This is a genomic window from Streptomyces sp. ID05-26A, from assembly GCF_033794685.1.
GTDB lineage: Bacteria > Actinomycetota > Actinomycetes > Mycobacteriales > Pseudonocardiaceae > Lentzea.
The window spans coordinates 198,896-214,783 of record NZ_JARAYZ010000008.1 but is presented as its reverse complement, the minus strand read 5'-3'; the positions used below and the strand labels follow the sequence as shown (position 1 = coordinate 214,783).

Below are 15,888 nucleotides of genomic sequence, written 5' to 3'. Positions count from 1 at the left end.
CATGTCCTGCCTGTTCTGCCGGATCGTGGCCGGCGAGATCCCCGCGACGATCGTGCACGAGACCAAGACGACGCTCGCGTTCCGCGACATCCAGCCCAAGGCGCCCGTGCACGTCCTGCTCATCCCGCGTGAGCACGTGCCGGACGCCGTCGACCTGGACGGAGACCAGCTCGGCGACCTGTTCGCCGCGGCCAAGGAGGTCGCCGGTGCCGAGGGCGTGGCCGAAACCGGCTACCGGCTGCTGTTCAACACCGGTCCGGACAGCGGGCAGGAGGTCTTCCACGCCCACCTGCACCTGCTGGGCGGACACCGTCTCTAGCCGAGCGCGTGCGACGCGGGAGCGAAGTAACGCGAACGGTCACCCGGTACGTCCGCGGCGCCCATGACCATCAGGCTGCAGCCGCCGTTGCGCTTCTCGAAACCCTGACCCAGCAGGAAAGCCGCGACCTCGGCGTCGTCGGTGTCCACGCGGACCCTGCCCTCTCCGGCCGCCAGGTCCGCGATCAACCCGCACGCGGCCGAGGCGGTGGGCGCGATCAGCGGGCCGATGGTGACCCCGTCGGGATTCGGCCGGGTGGCGATGACACCGTCGTCCGACATCAGCACGCGGTATGGCGACGCCGGGGCGAGCAGCCGCTCCCAGAGCACGGGCCTGGTGTACCCGCTGGCCTCGTGGTCGAGCGCCGCGAGCGACGCGGCGTCGGCGGGAGTGGCCGCTCGGGTCGTTCCGGGAGCCTCTCCGGTGAACACGCCGTGGTAATCGGCGGTCTCCCCGACAGGGTGAAAGCCGAGCTTCACGTAGAGCGGTTCACCCATGGCCGTCGCGTACAGAACGGACGGACTGACGTCCAGCACCGCGGACATCAGCCGAGTGCCGATGCCCCGCCGTTCCGCCCACGAAGCGACCAGTACGCCGCTGATCGCCTGGATCTCGGGATAAGGCGTGGTCAACGCCGTGCCGAGCAGTCCGGACGAGTCGAAAGCGCCGTATCCCGGGCCGAGGGCCAGCATCATCTCCCACTGAGCGGGCGTCCACGTCCAACCCCGGTCCGTGATGAGCTTCATGCACTCGGGTACGTCCTCAACACCAAGCCTGCGAATCTCCACAACTCCCGAGCACACACGGTGAGCAATCCGGTAGCCACTCATTTTCGGCCGGACTAGCATCGACGGCACCAGATCCGAGCGACAGGAAGCAGGCCGGGGCCACGTGGCCGAAGAAAACCAGCAGAGCAACAAGGAAGGTCAGTCCCGGTTCGCCGTGCCGGAAGGCGCGGTGCTCACGCTGCTCGGGTCGCGCGACGAGAACCTCCGGCTCGCGGAGGAACTGCTCGACGCCGACGTGCACGTGCGCGGGAACGAGATCACCTTGTCCGGCGACCCCGCCGACGTGGCCTTCGCCGAACGCGTCTTCTCCGAGCTCATCACCCTCGCGGGCCGCGGCCAGCCGATCGACCAGAACAGCGTCCGCCGCATCATCGCGATGCTCAGCGCGAACGACGTCGAGTCGCCCGCCGAGGTCCTGAGCCTCGACATCGTGAGCCGCCGCGGCCGCACCATCAGGCCGAAGACGCTGAACCAGAAGCACTACGTCGACGCGATCGACAAGAACACCATCGTGTTCGGCATCGGCCCCGCCGGCACCGGCAAGACGTACCTCGCCATGGCCAAGGCCGTGCAGGCGCTGCAGAACAAGCAGGTCAACCGCATCATCCTGACCCGCCCGGCCGTCGAGGCCGGCGAGCGGCTCGGGTACCTGCCGGGCACGTTGTACGAGAAGATCGACCCGTACCTGCGCCCGCTCTACGACGCGCTGCACGACATGATGGACCCGGAGGCGATCCCGCGGCTGACGCAGGCGGGGACGATCGAGGTCGCGCCGCTGGCTTATATGCGGGGAAGAACGCTTAATGACGCGTTCATCATCCTCGACGAGGCGCAGAACACCACGCCCGAGCAGATGAAGATGTTCCTCACCCGCCTGGGCTTCGGCTCCAAGGTCGTCGTCACGGGTGACATCACCCAGGTCGACCTCCCCGGCGGTCAGCGCAGCGGCCTCAGGGTCGTCAGGGACATCCTCGAAGGCGTCGAGGACGTGCACTTCTCGGTGCTGACCAGCCAGGACGTGGTTCGCCACAGCCTGGTCGGCGACATCGTCGACGCGTACGACAAGTGGCAGGTCCAGCAGGACAACCTCGACCAGAACGGGCAGCACCACGGACCCGGTGCACGGCGGGGTAACCAGCGGCGAGGACGATAGGCGCCGTGAGCATCGAGATCGCCAACGAGTCGGGTGTCGGAGTCGACGAGGGTTCCATCGTCTCCGCCGCCCGCTTCGCGCTGGACCGCATGGGCGTGAGCCCGCTGGCCGAGTTGTCCGTCCTGCTCGTGGAGCTGGACGTGATGGCCGACCTGCACGAGCGCTGGATGGACCTGCCGGGTCCGACGGACGTCATGGCCTTCCCCATGGACGAGCTGGACTCCGCGCGCCGTCCCGACGCCGCGGGCCTCGGGCCCGCGCTGCTCGGGGACATCGTGCTGTGCCCCGCGTTCGCCAAGGACCAGGCCAAGAAGGCGGGTCACGGCCTGCTGGACGAGTTGCACCTGCTGACGGTGCACGGTGTGCTGCACCTGCTCGGCTACGACCACGCCGAGCCTGCCGAGGAACGTGAGATGTTCACGTTGCAGAACCGCATCCTCGGCGACTTCCGCACGGCGCGTGACGACGCCGAACGGGCCGCGCACCAGCGCAGCACCGACGACAAGGTGCTCGGCGCGGTCGGCCTGGACGAGAAGAACGAAGAAGCCTGACGCGATGACCGGGAACCCTGCCAGTGTGATCGTGCTGGCCGTTTTGCTCGTGCTCGCTGCAGGTCTGTTCGCGTGTGTGGATGCCGCTCTCGGCACCGTGTCACGCGCACGGGTGGAGGCCCTGCAACGGCAGGGTCGCTGGGGCACTGGGCAGTTGCTGCAGGTCCTCAACGACCGGCCGCGGCACGTGAACCTGTTGTTGCTGCTGCGCCTCGCGTGCGAGATGTCGGCGGCGGTGCTGGTCACGACGGTGTTCCTCGACTACGTGACGCAGGACTGGCTCGCCGTCCTGTACGCGTGCCTGAGCATGCTCATCGTGTCGTACGTCCTCGTCGGCGTCGGACCGCGCACGCTCGGCCGTCAGCACCCGTACGGCGTGAGCCTGCTCGCCGCGGGCACCGTCCGGCAGCTCGGCCGTGTGCTCGGGCCGTTGTCGAAGCTGCTGATCCTCATCGGTAACGCCATCACGCCCGGTAAGGGATTCCGCGAGGGTCCGTTCAGCTCCGAGGTGGAGTTGCGCGAGCTCGTCGACATGGCGCAGGAACGCGGCGTCGTGGACGAGGGCGAGCGCGAGATGATCCACTCGGTGTTCGAACTGGGTGACACGATCACGCGCGAGGTCATGGTGCCGCGCACCGAGATCGTGTGGATCGAGCAGTCCAAGTCGCTGCGGCAGGCGCTCGCGTTGTCGTTGCGCACCGGCTACACCCGCGTCCCGGTGATCGGCGAGAGCGTCGACGACGTGCTCGGCGTGGTGAACCTCAAGGACTTGATGCGGGCCACCCTCGCCGAGGACGAGGACCCGAAGAGCGTCTCCGAGCTGATGCGCCCGATGAGCTTCATCCCCGACTCGAAGCCCATCGCGGACCTGCTGCGCGAGATGCAGGTGTCACGCCGGCACATGGCGATCGTCGTGGACGAGTACGGCGGCACCGCGGGCCTGCTGACCATCGAGGACATCCTCGAGGAGATCGTCGGCGAGATCACCGACGAGTCCGACACCGACGATCGCCCGCCGGTCGAGCACCTGGACGACGGCGCCGTGCGGGTCAGCGCGCGCCTGCCGGTGGACGACCTCGACGCGTTGTTCGGCACCGAGCTCGACGACCACGAGGTGGAGACCGTCGGCGGCCTGCTCGCGCAACGGCTCGGGCGCGTGCCGCTGCCCGGTACCGAGGCGGAGATCGCCGGCCTGCGAATGCGTGCCGAGGGCGGCAAGGACGAACGCGGCCGCATCCGGGTCACGACGGTGCTCGTCCGTCCTGTGCAGAAGGAGAGCGAAGATGAATGACGTGGATCCCGAGAACGCGAAGCTCGTCACGCTGGCGAGGTCCGTCCGTGCGCGCAACCACGCCGCGGAGGGCGCGGCCGTGCGTGACCTCGACGGCCGCACCTACAACGCGTCGACCGTCGACCTGCCGTCGTTGAAGCTCACGGCGCTGCAGGCGGCCATCTCGGCCGCCGTGTCGAGTGGCGCCGAGGGCCTGGAAGCGGCGGCGGTCGTCACCGAGGCGAACGGCGTGGACGGGGCGTCGATGGCGGCGATGCGCGACCTGACGCCGTCCGGTCCGGTGCTCCTCGCGAACCCGGCCGGCGAGGTGCGCAAGCAGCTCTGAGGGCCCGCGAACGGCCAAAACCGGCTAGAGGGACAATGGACGAATGGATGGTTACCGCTCCGGGTTCGCGTGCTTCGTCGGCCGCCCGAACGCAGGGAAGTCGACGCTGACGAACGCTCTGGTGGGCACGAAGGTCGCCATCACGTCCAGCAAGCCGCAGACCACCCGCCACACGATCCGCGGCATCGTGCATCGTGAGGACGGTCAGCTCGTGCTGGTCGACACGCCTGGTCTGCACCGGCCGCGCACGTTGCTCGGCCAGCGGCTGAACGACCTGGTGCGCGAGACGTGGTCGGAGGTCGACGTCGTCGGCTTCTGCGTGCCCGCGGACCAGAAGGTCGGCCCCGGTGACAAGTTCATCGCCGCCGAGCTCGAGAAGGTCGCGAAGCGCACGCCCGTGCTCGGCATCGTCACCAAGACCGACCTGGTGTCGCCGCAGCAGGTGATGGAGCAGCTGCTGGCGTTGCAGAAGGTCATGGAGTTCGCCGAGATCATCCCGGTCTCCGCCGTCGACGGCTTCCAGGTCGACAAGCTGAGCGACCTGCTGCTGGGCAAGCTGCCGGAGGGCCCGCAGCTGTTCCCGGACGGCGACCTGACCGACGAGCCCGAGCAGACGCTGGTCGCCGAGCTGATCCGCGAGGCCGCGCTGGAGGGTGTGCGCGACGAGCTGCCGCACTCCATCGCCGTGGTGGTCGAGGAGATGGCGCCGCGGGAGGGCCGCGACGACCTGATCGACATCCACGCGTTCGTGTTCGTGGAGAGGCCGTCGCAGAAGGCGATCATCCTGGGGCACCGGGGCGAGCGGCTCAAGCAGGTCGGCATGGAGGCCCGCAAGCAGATCGAGCGCCTGCTGGGCAGCCGGGTGTACCTGGACCTGCACATCAAGATCGCCAAGGACTGGCAGCGGGACCCGAAGCAGCTGCGTCGCCTGGGTTTCTGACGATGGGGATCTGATGGCGAACCTGTACCGCGACACCGGAGTCGTGCTTCGTGTGCAGAAGCTCGGTGAAGCGGACCGGATCATCACCTTCCTGACCCAGCGCCACGGCAAGCTCCGGGCCGTGGCCAAGGGCGTGCGCAAGACGACGTCGAAGTTCGGTGCCCGGCTCGAGCCGTTCTGCCACGTCGACGTGCAGTTCTACCCCGGCCGGACGCTCGACATCATCACGCAGGTGCAGACGCTGGACGCGTTCGGCGTGGGCATCGTGAAGGACTACCAGCGCTACACGGCGGCGTGCGCGATCGCCGAGACCGCGGACCGTCTCACGGCCGAAGAGGGCGAGCCGGTCCTGCGGCTCTACATGCTCGTGGCCGGGGCGTTGAAGGCGTTGTCCAGCGGCGAACGTGACCCGTCGTTGCTGCTCGACGCGTTCCTCATGCGTGCGATGGCCATCGCCGGGTGGGCGCCCGCGGTCAACGAGTGCGCGAAGTGCGGCGATCCGGGTCCGCACCGGGCGTTCAGCGTCCAGGCGGGCGGCTCGTGCTGTCCGAACTGCCGTCCCGCCGGGTCGTCGTCGCCGTCCCAGGACACGCTGGCGTTGCTCTCGGCGTTGCTGCACGGGCAGTGGACCGTGGTCGACGAGATCCCGCACATCGCCCGCCGGGACGCGAGTGGGCTGGTCGCGGCACATCTGCAGTGGCACCTCGAACGGCAGCTGCGTTCGTTGCCGTTGGTCGAGCGGAAGGCGCAGTCGGCGGACGGCTAATGTGGCCTCTACCGACAACGGTTTTCGCTGAGAGGTCAGTTCCCATGCTGCGTCGCCGCCGCTCTGAGCGTGAGAAGCGCGTACCGCGCCCGCCGGAGCCGCACGAGTCCGGTGCGACGCCCCCGGACATCCCCGCCGACCTGGTGCCCAAGCACATCGCGATCGTGATGGACGGCAACGGCCGTTGGGCGAACCAGCGCGGGCTGTCGCGGGTGGAGGGGCACAAGCGCGGTGAGCAGGTCGTCCTCGACGTCGCGAAGGGCTCCATCGAGCTGGGCGTGAAGTGGCTCTCGCTCTACGCCTTCTCCACCGAGAACTGGAAGCGCAGCCCTGAAGAGGTCCGCTTCCTCATGAACTTCAACCGCGACGTGATCGCGCGGCGCACCGACGAGCTCGACGAGATGGGCGTCCGCATCCACTGGGCCGGCCGCTCGCCGAGGCTGTGGGGCAGCGTCATCAAGCAGCTGCAGGAGGCCGAGGTCCGCACGGCCGAGAACGACGTGCTGAACCTCGTGATGTGCGTGAACTACGGCGGCCGCGCGGAGATCGGTGACGCCGCCCGCGAGGTCGCGCGCCTGGTCGCCGCCGGGAAGATCAACCCGGACAAGGTCGACGAGCGCACCCTTGCGAAGTACCTGTACAAGCCGGAGATGCCCGACGTCGACCTGTTCATCAGGCCGTCCGGTGAGCAGCGGATCTCGAACTTCCTGCTGTGGCAGTCCGCGTACGCCGAGATGGTCTACCAGGACATCCTGTGGCCCGACTTCGACCGCCGCGACCTGTGGCGCGCCGCCGAGAAGTTCGCCGGCCGCGACCGTCGTTTCGGTGGTGCCATCGACAAGCCAGGTGAGGAGGCGGTGTCGTCGTGAACGCGAGTGGTGAGGCCCTGGAGGCCGCGCGCAAGGCGTTGGAGCTGTTCCACGACGTCTCCGTGGACGACGACGGCGCGTTGAGCTTCCGCCACGGCGACGTGCCGTGCGCGGTGCAGGGCATGGAACTGGCCGAAGGGCTGACGGTCCTCTCGCTGACGGTCGTCGTCGCGTGGGACCTGCCGGCCGAAGCGGCTGGATGGGTCGCTGAACGAGCTGGTCAGGGCCTGTTCGGCACGCTCGGCGTGATCCACTCCGAGCGCGGCACCGACGTGATGCTCCGCTACGCCTTCCCGGCGGACGGCCTCAAGCCCGAGCCGCTGAGCACGCTGCTCATGCTGGTCGTGTCGACCGCGTCGCAGGTGCGCGGCGAACTCCTCTCCCGGTTTTCTTGAGAAAGGACCCTTCGATGGGTGGCGTGATCATTTACGAGCCGGAAGAGGACTCGGACGTCAACGAGTTCCCGTGGACCGTCACGTTCGAGCCCTCGGGCGGCGACGACTGGGACTCGTTCATCTGCGGCCCGTACGAGCGTGACCACGCCGTCGCGCTGGCCGAGGCCGTGGCGCTGGACGACGAAGAGGGCGGCGTGCTCGCCATCGTCAAGCCGATGCTGCCCGCGCTGTCGGCGCAGGACGTCTCCGCCACGATCGAGGAGCTCCGCGAGGCCGCCCTCGAGGAGGAGGCCGACGCCGAGGAGACCGTCAACGGCACTCCCGTCGACTTCGACGACGACGACCTCGAAGAGGAAGAGGCGGAGTTCGACGAGCCGCCGTCACCCGAGGAGATCCGCGAGGGCATGGCGCGCCAGTACCGGCGCCTGCTGGACCTGGACGCGGACTCGGAATGACGATCACCGGCGAGATCCGCTCGTCGAAGCGGCGCTCCGGCGGGCCTCGGCTGAAGATCACGTCGTTGGAGGTGCTGTGCGGGATCCTCGTTCTCGCACTGCTCTTCCAGTCACGGCTCGTCGACCTGCTAGACGTGCCGAAGCTGCGCACGGCGTCGACCGTGTTCGTGGCGATCTGCGTGCAGGCGATGCCGTTCCTCGTGCTGGGCGTGCTGATCTCGGGTGCCATCGCGGCGTTCGTGCCGGCCTCGGCACTGCGCAGGCTGCTGCCCTCGAAGACGGCACTGGCCGTGCCCGTGGCCGGTGTCGCGGGCATCGCGCTGCCGGGCTGTGAGTGCGCCTCGGTGCCGGTGGCGAAGAGGCTCATGCAGCAGGGCGTGGCCCCTGCGGTGGCGTTGACGTTCCTGCTGGCCGCTCCTGCCGTGAACCCGATCGTGCTGGTGTCGACCGCGGTGGCGTTCAACGACGCCCCGATGATGGTCGTCGCGCGGTTCGTCGGCTCGCTGCTGACCGCGATGGTCATGGGTTGGCTGTGGGTGCGCTTCGGCAAGATGGAGTGGATCGCCGAACGGGCGCTGGCTCGCATGGCCGATCACACCGGCCGGTCGAAGTGGGCCGTGTTCGCCGAGAGCGCGCGGCACGACCTCGTCGACGCCGGTGGCTTCCTGGTGCTCGGTGGGCTGTTCGCGGCGGTGTTCAAGACGTTCGTGCCGACCGCGTGGATGCAGACGCTGGGCGGTCAGATCGTGCTCGGCGTGATCGTGATGGCCTTCCTGGCCGTCATCCTCGCGCTGTGCTCGGAGGCCGACGCGTTCGTGGCGGTGGCGTTCTCCGCACTGCCCCTGCTGCCGCGCCTGGTGTTCCTCGTCGTCGGCCCGGCCGTCGACGTGAAGCTGATCGCGCTGCAGGCCGGTGCGTTCGGCAAGTCCTTCGCCTTCCGCTTCGCACCCGCTACCTTCGTGGTGGCGATCTTGTGCGCTGTCGTGAGTGGAGTGGTGCTGCTGTGAGGCGGGAAACCCAGAACATCCTCCTGGTGCTGCTCGGCGGCGCGCTGCTGAAGATCAGCTTCTCCGGGCTGTACCTGAGGTACGTCCAGAAGTCGCTGTTGCCGCTGCTCATCGCGGCCGGCGTGATCATGATCGGCCTCGCGCTGTTCGCGATCGTCCAGGACATCCGCAGGGGCAAGGCGGCGTCCGAGGACGACCACGAGCACTCGCACTCGTCGCGTTCGACGTGGCTGATGCTGCTGCCGGTGCTGGCGGTGTTCCTGATCTCGCCACCCGCGCTGGGCGGCGACGTCGTGAACTCGGCCGCCGACACGAACCAGACGCAGCGCTCCCGCAACCTGCTCGGCGAACTGCCGTCCGGCGACGTGATCCCGTTGTCGATGACGGAGTTCGTCACGCGCACGGCGTGGGACGAGTCGGGGACGCTGGACGGCCGTCGCGTGAAGCTGACCGGCTTCCTGCTGCGCGCCGAGGGCGAGACCTACGTCGCCCGGCTCGCGATCTCCTGCTGCGCGGCCGACGCCCGGCCGTTGAAGGTCAAGGTCGTCGGTGACGTGCCCGCGCTGCCGGACGAGCAGTGGGTCGAGGTGACCGGGCAGGTCGTGCCGAAGTCGGCGAACGAGAAGAACTCCTGGGTGCCGAGCTTCACCGTGGAGTCCTTCACGCCCGTGGCCGAGCCGGTCGAGCCCTACGAGTCGTAGGCGTCGATCGCCTCCACAGCTTTGGCCAGCCCTTGTGCGGCCCGGCGCGTGACGGGGTCCTCCGGGCCGAGCGCGGACTCGGCCCGGCGCAGCGCGTCGGTGAACACCGTGCGGGCCGCGTGGGGGCCGCCGTCCAGCAGGTGCAGGTAGCCCAGGTCGACGGCCGCCACCAGCGTGTCGCGGTGGTCTTCGCCGAGCACCGCTCGGCTGCGGCGCAGCGTGTCGACGCGGAGCTCCCGGACGCGATCGCTGATCCCGTGCAGCAGCGTCATGACCAGGGCCAGGTTCGCTGCCGAGATCAAAGTCCCCGGGTCGTCCTCCCCGAGAGCCCGTGCGCGACGCCGGTAGGTGCTCTCGAACAGGAAGTAGGCCTGCTGGCGCTCGCCGAGCTTAAGCAGGTACCCGGCGAGCCGATTCGCGACGGCGAGGGTGTCGGGATGGTTCCCGCCCAGCGCCGAACCCCAGGCGCGCTGGACGGTGCGGGCGACGGAGGCGCCGAGTTCCGACTGCCCGGACGCGTTGAGGTGGTCCAGAACGTCCAGCACCCGCGCCCGGAACGACTCCGGCTCGTGGTCGCCCGCGTGGTCGATGATCGCCTGCAGCCGCTCCTCGGCGGGCGGGGGACTCGTGACCGGCATTCCCAGCGCCTCCAGCCGTTCGGCCGGGCAACCGGGCAGGCGGAACAAGCCGCAACCCCAGTCCAGGTCGCTCTCGTCCGCCAGCACCCCCGACGGGTACATCTCGAACGGCGCGCCGCCGTCGTCGACCACCGTGGTGCCGCGCACGCCCGCGACCAGCCAGTCGACCTCCAACCGCCAGCCGACCTCGGTGCCGCTGACGTGCGGGACGAAGTGGAACTGCTCGACGTCGGTCGTCGCGTTGACGCTGAACGGGAAGTCCTTACGCAGCGCCTTGATTCGGGGGCGGTCGCTGTCGAAGTCGGCCGTGAAAGGCCGTGGTGTGACGATCGCGCCCGTCCGCACTTCCACGCAGGCGCGGCGTGGAGGCCGGCGGAACACCACGACGGGACGCAGACCGAGCAGCGTGACCGGCCGGGTCGTCCGCGCCTCCACGTGGATCACGTGGACGTCGCCGCTGCTCGCCATCTCCCTGGGCGGGTCGTCATCCACGTACAACGAGGTCAGCGAGGGCTGGACCCACACCGTGACGATGATCGGGTCCGCCAGGGCCGCCGCCGAGTCGCCGGGAGAGCCCATGTGCACGCTCTCGATACGACCCGCCTGCACGACGATGCCGTGATCACCGTCGCCGACGCTGTTGCGGACAGCGGGGTCGTCGTCGCTGTCGTCCAACGCCGGGTCGTCGTCCTCGTCGCTGATGACAGCCCTCCTACTTGAGACCCTTCGCCGTGCATTCAGCGCACGTTCCGAAGATCTCGACGGTGTGGCTGACCTCGGAGAAACCGTTCTCGGCCGCCACCCGGTCGGCCCACTTCTCGACCGCGGGACCCTCCACCTCGACCGTGCGGCCGCAATGGCGGCACACGAGGTGATGGTGGTGGTGCGCCGAGCAACGGCGGTAGATCGCCTCACCCGAGTCGGTGCGCAGGACGTCGACCTGGCCCGCGTCCGCGAGGGACTGCAGGGTGCGGTAGACCGTGGTCAGGCCGATGCCCTCACCGCGGCGACGTAGTTCCTCGTGCAGTTCCTGGGCGCTGCGGAAGTCGTCGAGCTGGTCGAGCAGGTTCGACACCGCGGTGCGCTGCTTGGTGGACCTCAGTCCGGTCACAACTTCTCCTCGACGTGCGTCACAGCGTCCACCACGATGTGCGCCAGGTGTTCGTCCACCAGTCTGTACACGACCTCCCGGCCGTGTCTTTCGCCGTGCACCACTCCCGCCGACTTCAGCACGCGCAGGTGCTGGCTGATCAGCGGCTGCGCCACCCCCAGCGCCTCGACCAGTTCGTGCACGCAGCGGTCGTGTTCGCGCAGTTGCAGCACGATGGCGATGCGGACCGGGGCGGCCAGCGCTCGCAGCAGGTCGCCGGCCTCGGCGAGGGTGTGCGCGGAGCGGGGTGCCGCGGGCGCGGGGGCGTCGCGTTCGGGGGAGTGCTCGCCGTGCAGTTGAGCGGTCATGGCGGCGCACCTCACCTGGTAGGGATTTTCACAACCAATTCTACGGTGATGATGAGCAGTACCAGCAGGACCACCACGCGCAATGTGCGGTGAGCTGGGGAAAGAACCTTCCAGGTGGCTGCCAGGAGCACAGTGGCGCCCAGGATCAGCACGCCGAGCAGCACCGCGCCGAGGGTGCCGCCGACCAGCACGCCGGTGACGAACAGACCGAGCACGAGCAGGAACGCCACGACGGGGCGGACGCGCGCCAGGGGGCCGTCGCCGGGCAGGAGAGGGCGCTTGGAGGTCACCGTGCCATCCTTGCACCGTGCTGCTGGTGTGCCGTTTCCGCGTATCCGATCCCGAGTCGTTCACCGCGCGCGTCGACCAGGCGCTGAAGCTGCTGACGGCCCAGCCGGGGTGCCACAAGGGGACGCTGGCGCGGTCGACCGACGAGGACGACCGCTGGGTGCTGACGGTCGAGTTCGAGTCCGTGGTGGCTTATCGGCGCGCGATGTCGCCGTTCCCCGTGCGCGAACACGTCATCCCGTTGCTGTCCGAGGCGCTCACGGACGAGCCCGCGATGTACGAGCCGACGCTGACCAGCGCCGGCGGTGAGGTCGAGACGCACACGAGCGTGCTCGCCGAGGACGCGTTCACGGTGCGGCTCGGCGAGGCCGCGGGACCTACGACCCCTCGGCGATAGCCCGCATCTCCGTGACCCACTCGTCCTGCGAGTCGTGGGGCAGGAGCTCCAACGCCCTGCGTGCGGCCTCGGCGGCCTCCTCGGTGCGGCCCAGCGCGCGCAGCGTCTTGGCCCTGCCGCTCTGCGCGTACGCCTCCGGAGTCTTCTCGAACGCCTCCAGCGCCTCGCCGAAGCGGCCGTTCTCGAAGTAGAACCAGCCGAGGTTGTTGTGCAGCGGGCCGAGCCAGCGCACCAGCGCCGGGTTCGCCACGACGAGCTCGAGGCCCTGCCTGGTCCACTTCTCCGGGTCGTCGACCAGCGACGCCATGTGCGCGGCGTCGACGGCGAGGGAGAGGTCTCCTCGGGTCTTCGCCAGGATGAAGGCCGCCACGAACAGCGGTTGCGCGGCCTCCGGATCGCCGGCGGAGCGGTGCAGCCTGCCGCGTTCGAGCAACGCCCGCACCCGGCCCGTCGAGTCGGGCGCGACGAGCACCTCCGCCTCGTCGACCAGGACGTGACCCGCGGCGAAGTCCTCGCGCAGGCCCTCGACGCGGGCGAGCTGGGTCAGCACCTCCGCGCGCTCGTCGTCCGTCTCCACGTCACCCAGGAACGCGCGGAACCTCGCCTCCGTGCCGTCCAGGTCGGCGAAGTCCCACAGCTCTCGCAGCCGGTCTTCCATTGATGCAGGGTAGGGCTCCGGTCGCTCGTTCGGGGCGTGAAGTGACGGGCTAGGCTTGAGCCCCCGATTCGCATTCCCCCGATGGAGTTCCCCTTGCCCGCCGATCGCATCGAGACCGTTGTCAGCCTCTGCAAGCGCAGGGGGTTCGTCTACCCGTGCGGGGAGATCTACGGCGGTACCCGCTCGGCATGGGACTACGGACCTCTCGGCGTCGAGCTCAAGGACAACATCAAGCGCCAGTGGTGGAACTTCATGGTCCGCGGCCGTGAGGACGTCGTGGGCCTCGACTCGTCGGTCATCCTGCCGCGTGACGTGTGGGTCGCCTCCGGTCACGTCGAGGCGTTCGTCGACCCGCTCGTCGAGTGCGAGTCGTGCCACAAGCGGTTCCGCGCGGACACGCTGTCCGAGGAGTACGCGGAGCGCACCGGCAAGGAGGTCGCCGAGGGCGACGTCTCCGACGTGCCGTGCCCCAACTGCGGCGTGCGCGGCACCTACACCGAGCCGAAGATGTTCAACGGCCTGCTCAAGACGCACCTCGGTCCGATCGAGACCGAGGAGGGCCTGCACTACCTGCGCCCCGAGACCGCGCAGGGCATCTTCACGAACTTCCTGAACGTGCAGACGACGTCGCGCAAGAAGCCGCCGTTCGGCATCGGCCAGATCGGCAAGTCGTTCCGCAACGAGATCACGCCGGGCAACTTCATCTTCCGCACCCGCGAGTTCGAGCAGATGGAGATGGAGTTCTTCGTCGAGCCGGGCACGGACGAGGAATGGCACCAGTACTGGATCGACGAGCGCACCCGCTGGTACACGGACCTGGGCATCTCCAAGGAGAACCTGCGTCACTACGAGCACCCGAAGGAGAAGCTGTCGCACTACTCGAAGCGGACGGTCGACGTCGAGTACCGCTTCCAGTTCGGCGGCCAGGAGTGGGGTGAGCTCGAGGGCATCGCGAACCGCACCGACTTCGACCTCACGACGCACTCGAACCACTCAGGCGTCGACCTGTCGTACTTCGACCAGGCCACGAACTCGCGCTTCAAGCCGTTCGTCATCGAGCCCGCGGCCGGTGTCGGCCGCCCGATGATGGCGTTCCTGCTGGAGGCCTACACCGAGGACGAGGCCCCGAATGCCAAGGGCGGCGTGGACAAGCGCGTCGTGCTGAAGCTCGACCGCAGGCTCGCGCCGGTCAAGGTCGCGGTGCTGCCGCTCTCGCGCAACGCCGACCTGTCGCCCAAGGCCCGCGACCTCGCGACGGCCCTGCGCCGCAACTGGAACGTCGACTTCGACGACGCCGGCGCCATCGGCCGCCGCTACCGCCGCCAGGACGAGATCGGCACGCCGTTCTGCGTGACGGTCGACTTCGACACGCTCACCGACCTCGCCGTGACGGTGCGGGAGCGCGACACGATGTCGCAGGAGCGCGTGGCGATGGACCAGCTGGAGTCGTACCTCGCGGCGCGCCTCATCGGCTGCTAGTTCTCAGGAGATTCGGGCCCGGCGGTGTTCCGCCGGGCCCGTTTTCGTTCTCGAGGCAACAGAACGCCCCGCTGGTGCGTGATGGGTGCGTGCACGCACAGCGACTGAGACGGGTCGGCGCCGTGTTGACGGGCGCCGGAGTGGCACTGGTGGCCGGAATGGTCGCCGCCGTGCTGACTCTGGAAGTGGCCGGAATCGCCACCTGGTACGTGTGGGTGGCCGTGGTGGCGGTCGGGTTCGGGCCGCTGCGCATCGGGGTGGTCTTCCTCCGGTCGAACGAGCACCAGGTGTGGCGTCGCCTCAAGGTCTCCACCGGTTTTTCGCTGACGTTCACCCTCGTCGCCACCGCCAACGTGTGGGACCGGTACGTCACGCACCCGGAAACGCCGGTCACCACGAGCACCGTGGCGTTCTTCGTGATCGCGCTCTTCTCGGTCGTGCTGACGACGTCGGCGCCCCTGGTGGTCGCGCTCCGGCTCGATCCGGACGAACTGCGGACGAGGTCCGTGGACGTCGGCGGGTTGCGGCGGTGGGGAACGGCGAGCATGGTGCTCGGCGGTCTGCTCGGCGCGGGACTCGTGGTGACGTCGCTGCTCGTGGCCGCTTCGGTGCCGGGCACCGTGCTCGGTGTGGCCGTGGCCGGGAGCGCTGTCGTCGCGGGCGTGGTGCTGATGCGGGTGACGGACCTGCGCGCGGGCTACCGGAGTCTTCCGGTGGTGCTCGGCCTGCTGCTGGCCGCGCTGGTGTCCATGGTCGTCATGCAGCCCTTCGGGTACGTGCTGCTGACGCACTCCGCGGCCGGCGGGATCGTGTACCTGTCGCAGTTCGTCGCGGCAGTGTGCGTCAGTGGTCTGGTCATGTACCGGCTCTGTCGCTTCCTCGGGCACAACGGCGTTCTCCCACCCAGCTTCCGGTGGCCGGACGGGCAGGTGGCGCGATGAACCAGCAGGAGATCAAGCAGTTCGGCGTCGTGCTCGTCTCGGCCGGGCCGGGACTGGCGCTTGCCGCGTTCGTCGCGGGGATGACGCTGCCGCTGTACGACTTCATCCGCGTCCTGATCGCGGGGCAGGGTGTTCTGTCGACACTCGGCTGCGCGGCCGTGGGAGTGGTCGTGGTCCAGGTACCGGACCTGCCGCGGCTGGCCAAGGTGCTCCGGTTCTGGATCCTCGTCCCGTTCGTCACGGGGTTCATCGCGCTGGAGACCCTCTACACGGACTACCCCGAGGTGGACGGCCTGCTGACGAGCCTGAGTTCGGTCGTCTTCACGGTGGCCGTGGTGGCGTCGACGGGCGCCACGACGTTCGTCGCGGCGCTGGTGGACCAGAGCGTCAAGCGCAGCCGGCGGGGAGACGACGCCCTGGAGAAGTTCGGTCTCTGAGCAACATGATCGGGCTCTCTCGCGTGTCCTAG

22 protein-coding genes are annotated in these 15,888 nt (G+C 69.0%); 16 read left to right on the top strand and 6 right to left on the bottom strand.

The annotated features are described in order from the left end of the window. Position 1: 1 nt before the first annotated feature. Positions 2 to 319, top strand: coding sequence for a histidine triad nucleotide-binding protein (locus tag PV646_RS42595; RefSeq protein ID WP_500348625.1), 318 nt, complete (start codon positions 2 to 4; stop codon positions 317 to 319). On the opposite strand, the gene PV646_RS42590 is transcribed toward PV646_RS42595, so the two are convergent. After that, positions 316 to 1,065: a GNAT family N-acetyltransferase gene (locus PV646_RS42590; RefSeq protein ID WP_500348623.1), complete on the bottom strand. Its 750-nt coding sequence runs from the start codon at positions 1,063 to 1,065 to the stop codon at positions 316 to 318. The genes PV646_RS42595 and PV646_RS42590 overlap by 4 nt on opposite strands. Positions 1,066 to 1,210: 145 nt before the next feature. Between PV646_RS42590 and PV646_RS42585 the strand changes: the two genes are divergently transcribed. Genes PV646_RS42585 through PV646_RS42535 form a run of 11 tightly spaced genes read left to right on the top strand, consistent with a single transcriptional unit; the run spans position 1,211 to position 9,560 of the window. Then, a complete protein-coding gene (locus tag PV646_RS42585; protein ID WP_500348622.1) occupies positions 1,211 to 2,260 on the top strand; it encodes a PhoH family protein in 1,050 nt (349 codons plus the stop codon). Positions 2,261 to 2,265: 5 nt separating this feature from the next. Next, positions 2,266 to 2,811 carry an rRNA maturation RNase YbeY gene (gene ybeY / locus PV646_RS42580; RefSeq protein ID WP_189159903.1) on the top strand — a complete coding sequence of 182 codons (546 nt, stop codon included), beginning with the start codon at positions 2,266 to 2,268 and terminating at the stop codon, positions 2,809 to 2,811. Positions 2,812 to 2,815: 4 nt separating this feature from the next. Further along, positions 2,816 to 4,102 (top strand): hemolysin family protein, encoded by a 1,287-nt coding sequence (locus PV646_RS42575; protein ID WP_500348620.1) that lies wholly within the window; start codon positions 2,816 to 2,818, stop codon positions 4,100 to 4,102. Continuing rightward, entirely contained in the window at positions 4,095 to 4,427 is a 333-nt protein-coding gene (locus PV646_RS42570; RefSeq protein WP_500348618.1) for a cytidine deaminase-like protein, read from the top strand. The genes PV646_RS42575 and PV646_RS42570 overlap by 8 nt, the downstream gene beginning before the upstream one ends. Before the next feature lie 43 nt (positions 4,428 to 4,470). Further along, the gene (gene era / locus PV646_RS42565) at positions 4,471 to 5,367 is read left to right on the top strand and encodes a GTPase Era (RefSeq protein ID WP_500348616.1); all 897 of its coding nucleotides are present in this window, start codon (positions 4,471 to 4,473) and stop codon (positions 5,365 to 5,367) included. A gap of 13 nt (positions 5,368 to 5,380) precedes the next feature. Beyond that, positions 5,381 to 6,133, top strand: a complete 753-nt coding sequence (gene recO / locus PV646_RS42560) for a DNA repair protein RecO (protein WP_500348614.1) — start codon at positions 5,381 to 5,383, stop codon at positions 6,131 to 6,133. Positions 6,134 to 6,177: 44 nt separating this feature from the next. Beyond that, entirely contained in the window at positions 6,178 to 7,002 is an 825-nt protein-coding gene (locus PV646_RS42555) for an isoprenyl transferase (protein ID WP_500348612.1), read from the top strand. After that, entirely contained in the window at positions 6,999 to 7,397 is a 399-nt protein-coding gene (locus tag PV646_RS42550; RefSeq protein WP_189159908.1) for a YbjN domain-containing protein, read from the top strand. The genes PV646_RS42555 and PV646_RS42550 overlap by 4 nt, the downstream gene beginning before the upstream one ends. A 23-nt stretch (positions 7,398 to 7,420) precedes the next feature. Further along, positions 7,421 to 7,852 carry a hypothetical protein gene (locus PV646_RS42545; RefSeq protein WP_500348610.1) on the top strand — a complete coding sequence of 144 codons (432 nt, stop codon included), beginning with the start codon at positions 7,421 to 7,423 and terminating at the stop codon, positions 7,850 to 7,852. Then, positions 7,849 to 8,859, top strand: coding sequence for a permease (locus tag PV646_RS42540; RefSeq protein ID WP_500348609.1), 1,011 nt, complete (start codon positions 7,849 to 7,851; stop codon positions 8,857 to 8,859). Before PV646_RS42545 ends, PV646_RS42540 begins: the two co-directional genes overlap by 4 nt. Then, complete coding sequence (locus PV646_RS42535) at positions 8,856 to 9,560, top strand: TIGR03943 family putative permease subunit (RefSeq protein ID WP_500348608.1); 705 nt, start codon at positions 8,856 to 8,858, stop codon at positions 9,558 to 9,560. The genes PV646_RS42540 and PV646_RS42535 overlap by 4 nt, the downstream gene beginning before the upstream one ends. Here PV646_RS42535 and PV646_RS42530 read toward each other — a convergent pair. Genes PV646_RS42530 through PV646_RS42515 form a run of 4 tightly spaced genes read right to left on the bottom strand, consistent with a single transcriptional unit; the run spans position 9,548 to position 11,946 of the window. Next, positions 9,548 to 10,873, bottom strand: coding sequence for a tetratricopeptide repeat protein (locus tag PV646_RS42530; RefSeq protein WP_500348606.1), 1,326 nt, complete (start codon positions 10,871 to 10,873; stop codon positions 9,548 to 9,550). The two genes, PV646_RS42535 and PV646_RS42530, sit on opposite strands and share 13 nt — an antisense overlap. Positions 10,874 to 10,910: 37 nt before the next feature. Then, on the bottom strand, positions 10,911 to 11,309 hold the full coding sequence (locus PV646_RS42525) for a Fur family transcriptional regulator (protein WP_090100492.1): 399 nt from the start codon (positions 11,307 to 11,309) through the stop codon (positions 10,911 to 10,913). Continuing rightward, complete coding sequence (locus PV646_RS42520) at positions 11,306 to 11,656, bottom strand: ArsR/SmtB family transcription factor (RefSeq protein WP_500348605.1); 351 nt, start codon at positions 11,654 to 11,656, stop codon at positions 11,306 to 11,308. Before PV646_RS42520 ends, PV646_RS42525 begins: the two co-directional genes overlap by 4 nt. Before the next feature lie 11 nt (positions 11,657 to 11,667). Then, a complete protein-coding gene (locus tag PV646_RS42515; protein ID WP_500348603.1) occupies positions 11,668 to 11,946 on the bottom strand; it encodes a hypothetical protein in 279 nt (92 codons plus the stop codon). A 17-nt stretch (positions 11,947 to 11,963) separates the two neighbouring features. On the opposite strand from PV646_RS42515, the gene PV646_RS42510 reads away from it, so the two are divergent. Continuing rightward, the gene (locus PV646_RS42510) at positions 11,964 to 12,341 is read left to right on the top strand and encodes an antibiotic biosynthesis monooxygenase (protein ID WP_500348601.1); all 378 of its coding nucleotides are present in this window, start codon (positions 11,964 to 11,966) and stop codon (positions 12,339 to 12,341) included. Here PV646_RS42510 and PV646_RS42505 read toward each other — a convergent pair. Further along, positions 12,322 to 12,999: a tetratricopeptide repeat protein gene (locus PV646_RS42505; protein ID WP_500348599.1), complete on the bottom strand. Its 678-nt coding sequence runs from the start codon at positions 12,997 to 12,999 to the stop codon at positions 12,322 to 12,324. The two genes, PV646_RS42510 and PV646_RS42505, sit on opposite strands and share 20 nt — an antisense overlap. A 93-nt stretch (positions 13,000 to 13,092) precedes the next feature. On the opposite strand from PV646_RS42505, the gene PV646_RS42500 reads away from it, so the two are divergent. The 3 genes from PV646_RS42500 (at position 13,093) to PV646_RS42490 (ending at position 15,856) form a co-directional block, all read left to right on the top strand. Next, positions 13,093 to 14,478 carry a glycine--tRNA ligase gene (locus tag PV646_RS42500; RefSeq protein ID WP_093600740.1) on the top strand — a complete coding sequence of 462 codons (1,386 nt, stop codon included), beginning with the start codon at positions 13,093 to 13,095 and terminating at the stop codon, positions 14,476 to 14,478. 89 nt (positions 14,479 to 14,567) lie between these two features. After that, positions 14,568 to 15,419, top strand: a complete 852-nt coding sequence (locus tag PV646_RS42495; protein WP_500348597.1) for a hypothetical protein — start codon at positions 14,568 to 14,570, stop codon at positions 15,417 to 15,419. Next, on the top strand, positions 15,416 to 15,856 hold the full coding sequence (locus PV646_RS42490; RefSeq protein ID WP_500348596.1) for a hypothetical protein: 441 nt from the start codon (positions 15,416 to 15,418) through the stop codon (positions 15,854 to 15,856). The genes PV646_RS42495 and PV646_RS42490 overlap by 4 nt, the downstream gene beginning before the upstream one ends. Positions 15,857 to 15,888 lie beyond the last annotated feature (32 nt).

Bases quoted from the DNA above. Each gene is read 5' to 3' on its own strand.
- PV646_RS42540 (WP_500348609.1), top strand. From the start codon at position 7,849: ATGACGATCACCGGCGAGATCCGCTCGTCGAAGCGGCGCTCCGGCGGG.
- era (WP_500348616.1), top strand. From the start codon at position 4,471: ATGGATGGTTACCGCTCCGGGTTCGCGTGCTTCGTCGGCCGCCCGAAC.
- PV646_RS42595 (WP_500348625.1), top strand. From the start codon at position 2: ATGTCCTGCCTGTTCTGCCGGATCGTGGCCGGCGAGATCCCCGCGACG.
- PV646_RS42520 (WP_500348605.1), bottom strand. From the start codon at position 11,656: ATGACCGCTCAACTGCACGGCGAGCACTCCCCCGAACGCGACGCCCCC.
- PV646_RS42555 (WP_500348612.1), top strand. From the start codon at position 6,178: ATGCTGCGTCGCCGCCGCTCTGAGCGTGAGAAGCGCGTACCGCGCCCG.
- PV646_RS42575 (WP_500348620.1), top strand. From the start codon at position 2,816: ATGACCGGGAACCCTGCCAGTGTGATCGTGCTGGCCGTTTTGCTCGTG.
- PV646_RS42570 (WP_500348618.1), top strand. From the start codon at position 4,095: ATGAATGACGTGGATCCCGAGAACGCGAAGCTCGTCACGCTGGCGAGG.
- recO (WP_500348614.1), top strand. From the start codon at position 5,381: ATGGCGAACCTGTACCGCGACACCGGAGTCGTGCTTCGTGTGCAGAAG.
- PV646_RS42490 (WP_500348596.1), top strand. From the start codon at position 15,416: ATGAACCAGCAGGAGATCAAGCAGTTCGGCGTCGTGCTCGTCTCGGCC.
- PV646_RS42505 (WP_500348599.1), bottom strand. From the start codon at position 12,999: ATGGAAGACCGGCTGCGAGAGCTGTGGGACTTCGCCGACCTGGACGGC.
- PV646_RS42590 (WP_500348623.1), bottom strand. From the start codon at position 1,065: ATGAAGCTCATCACGGACCGGGGTTGGACGTGGACGCCCGCTCAGTGG.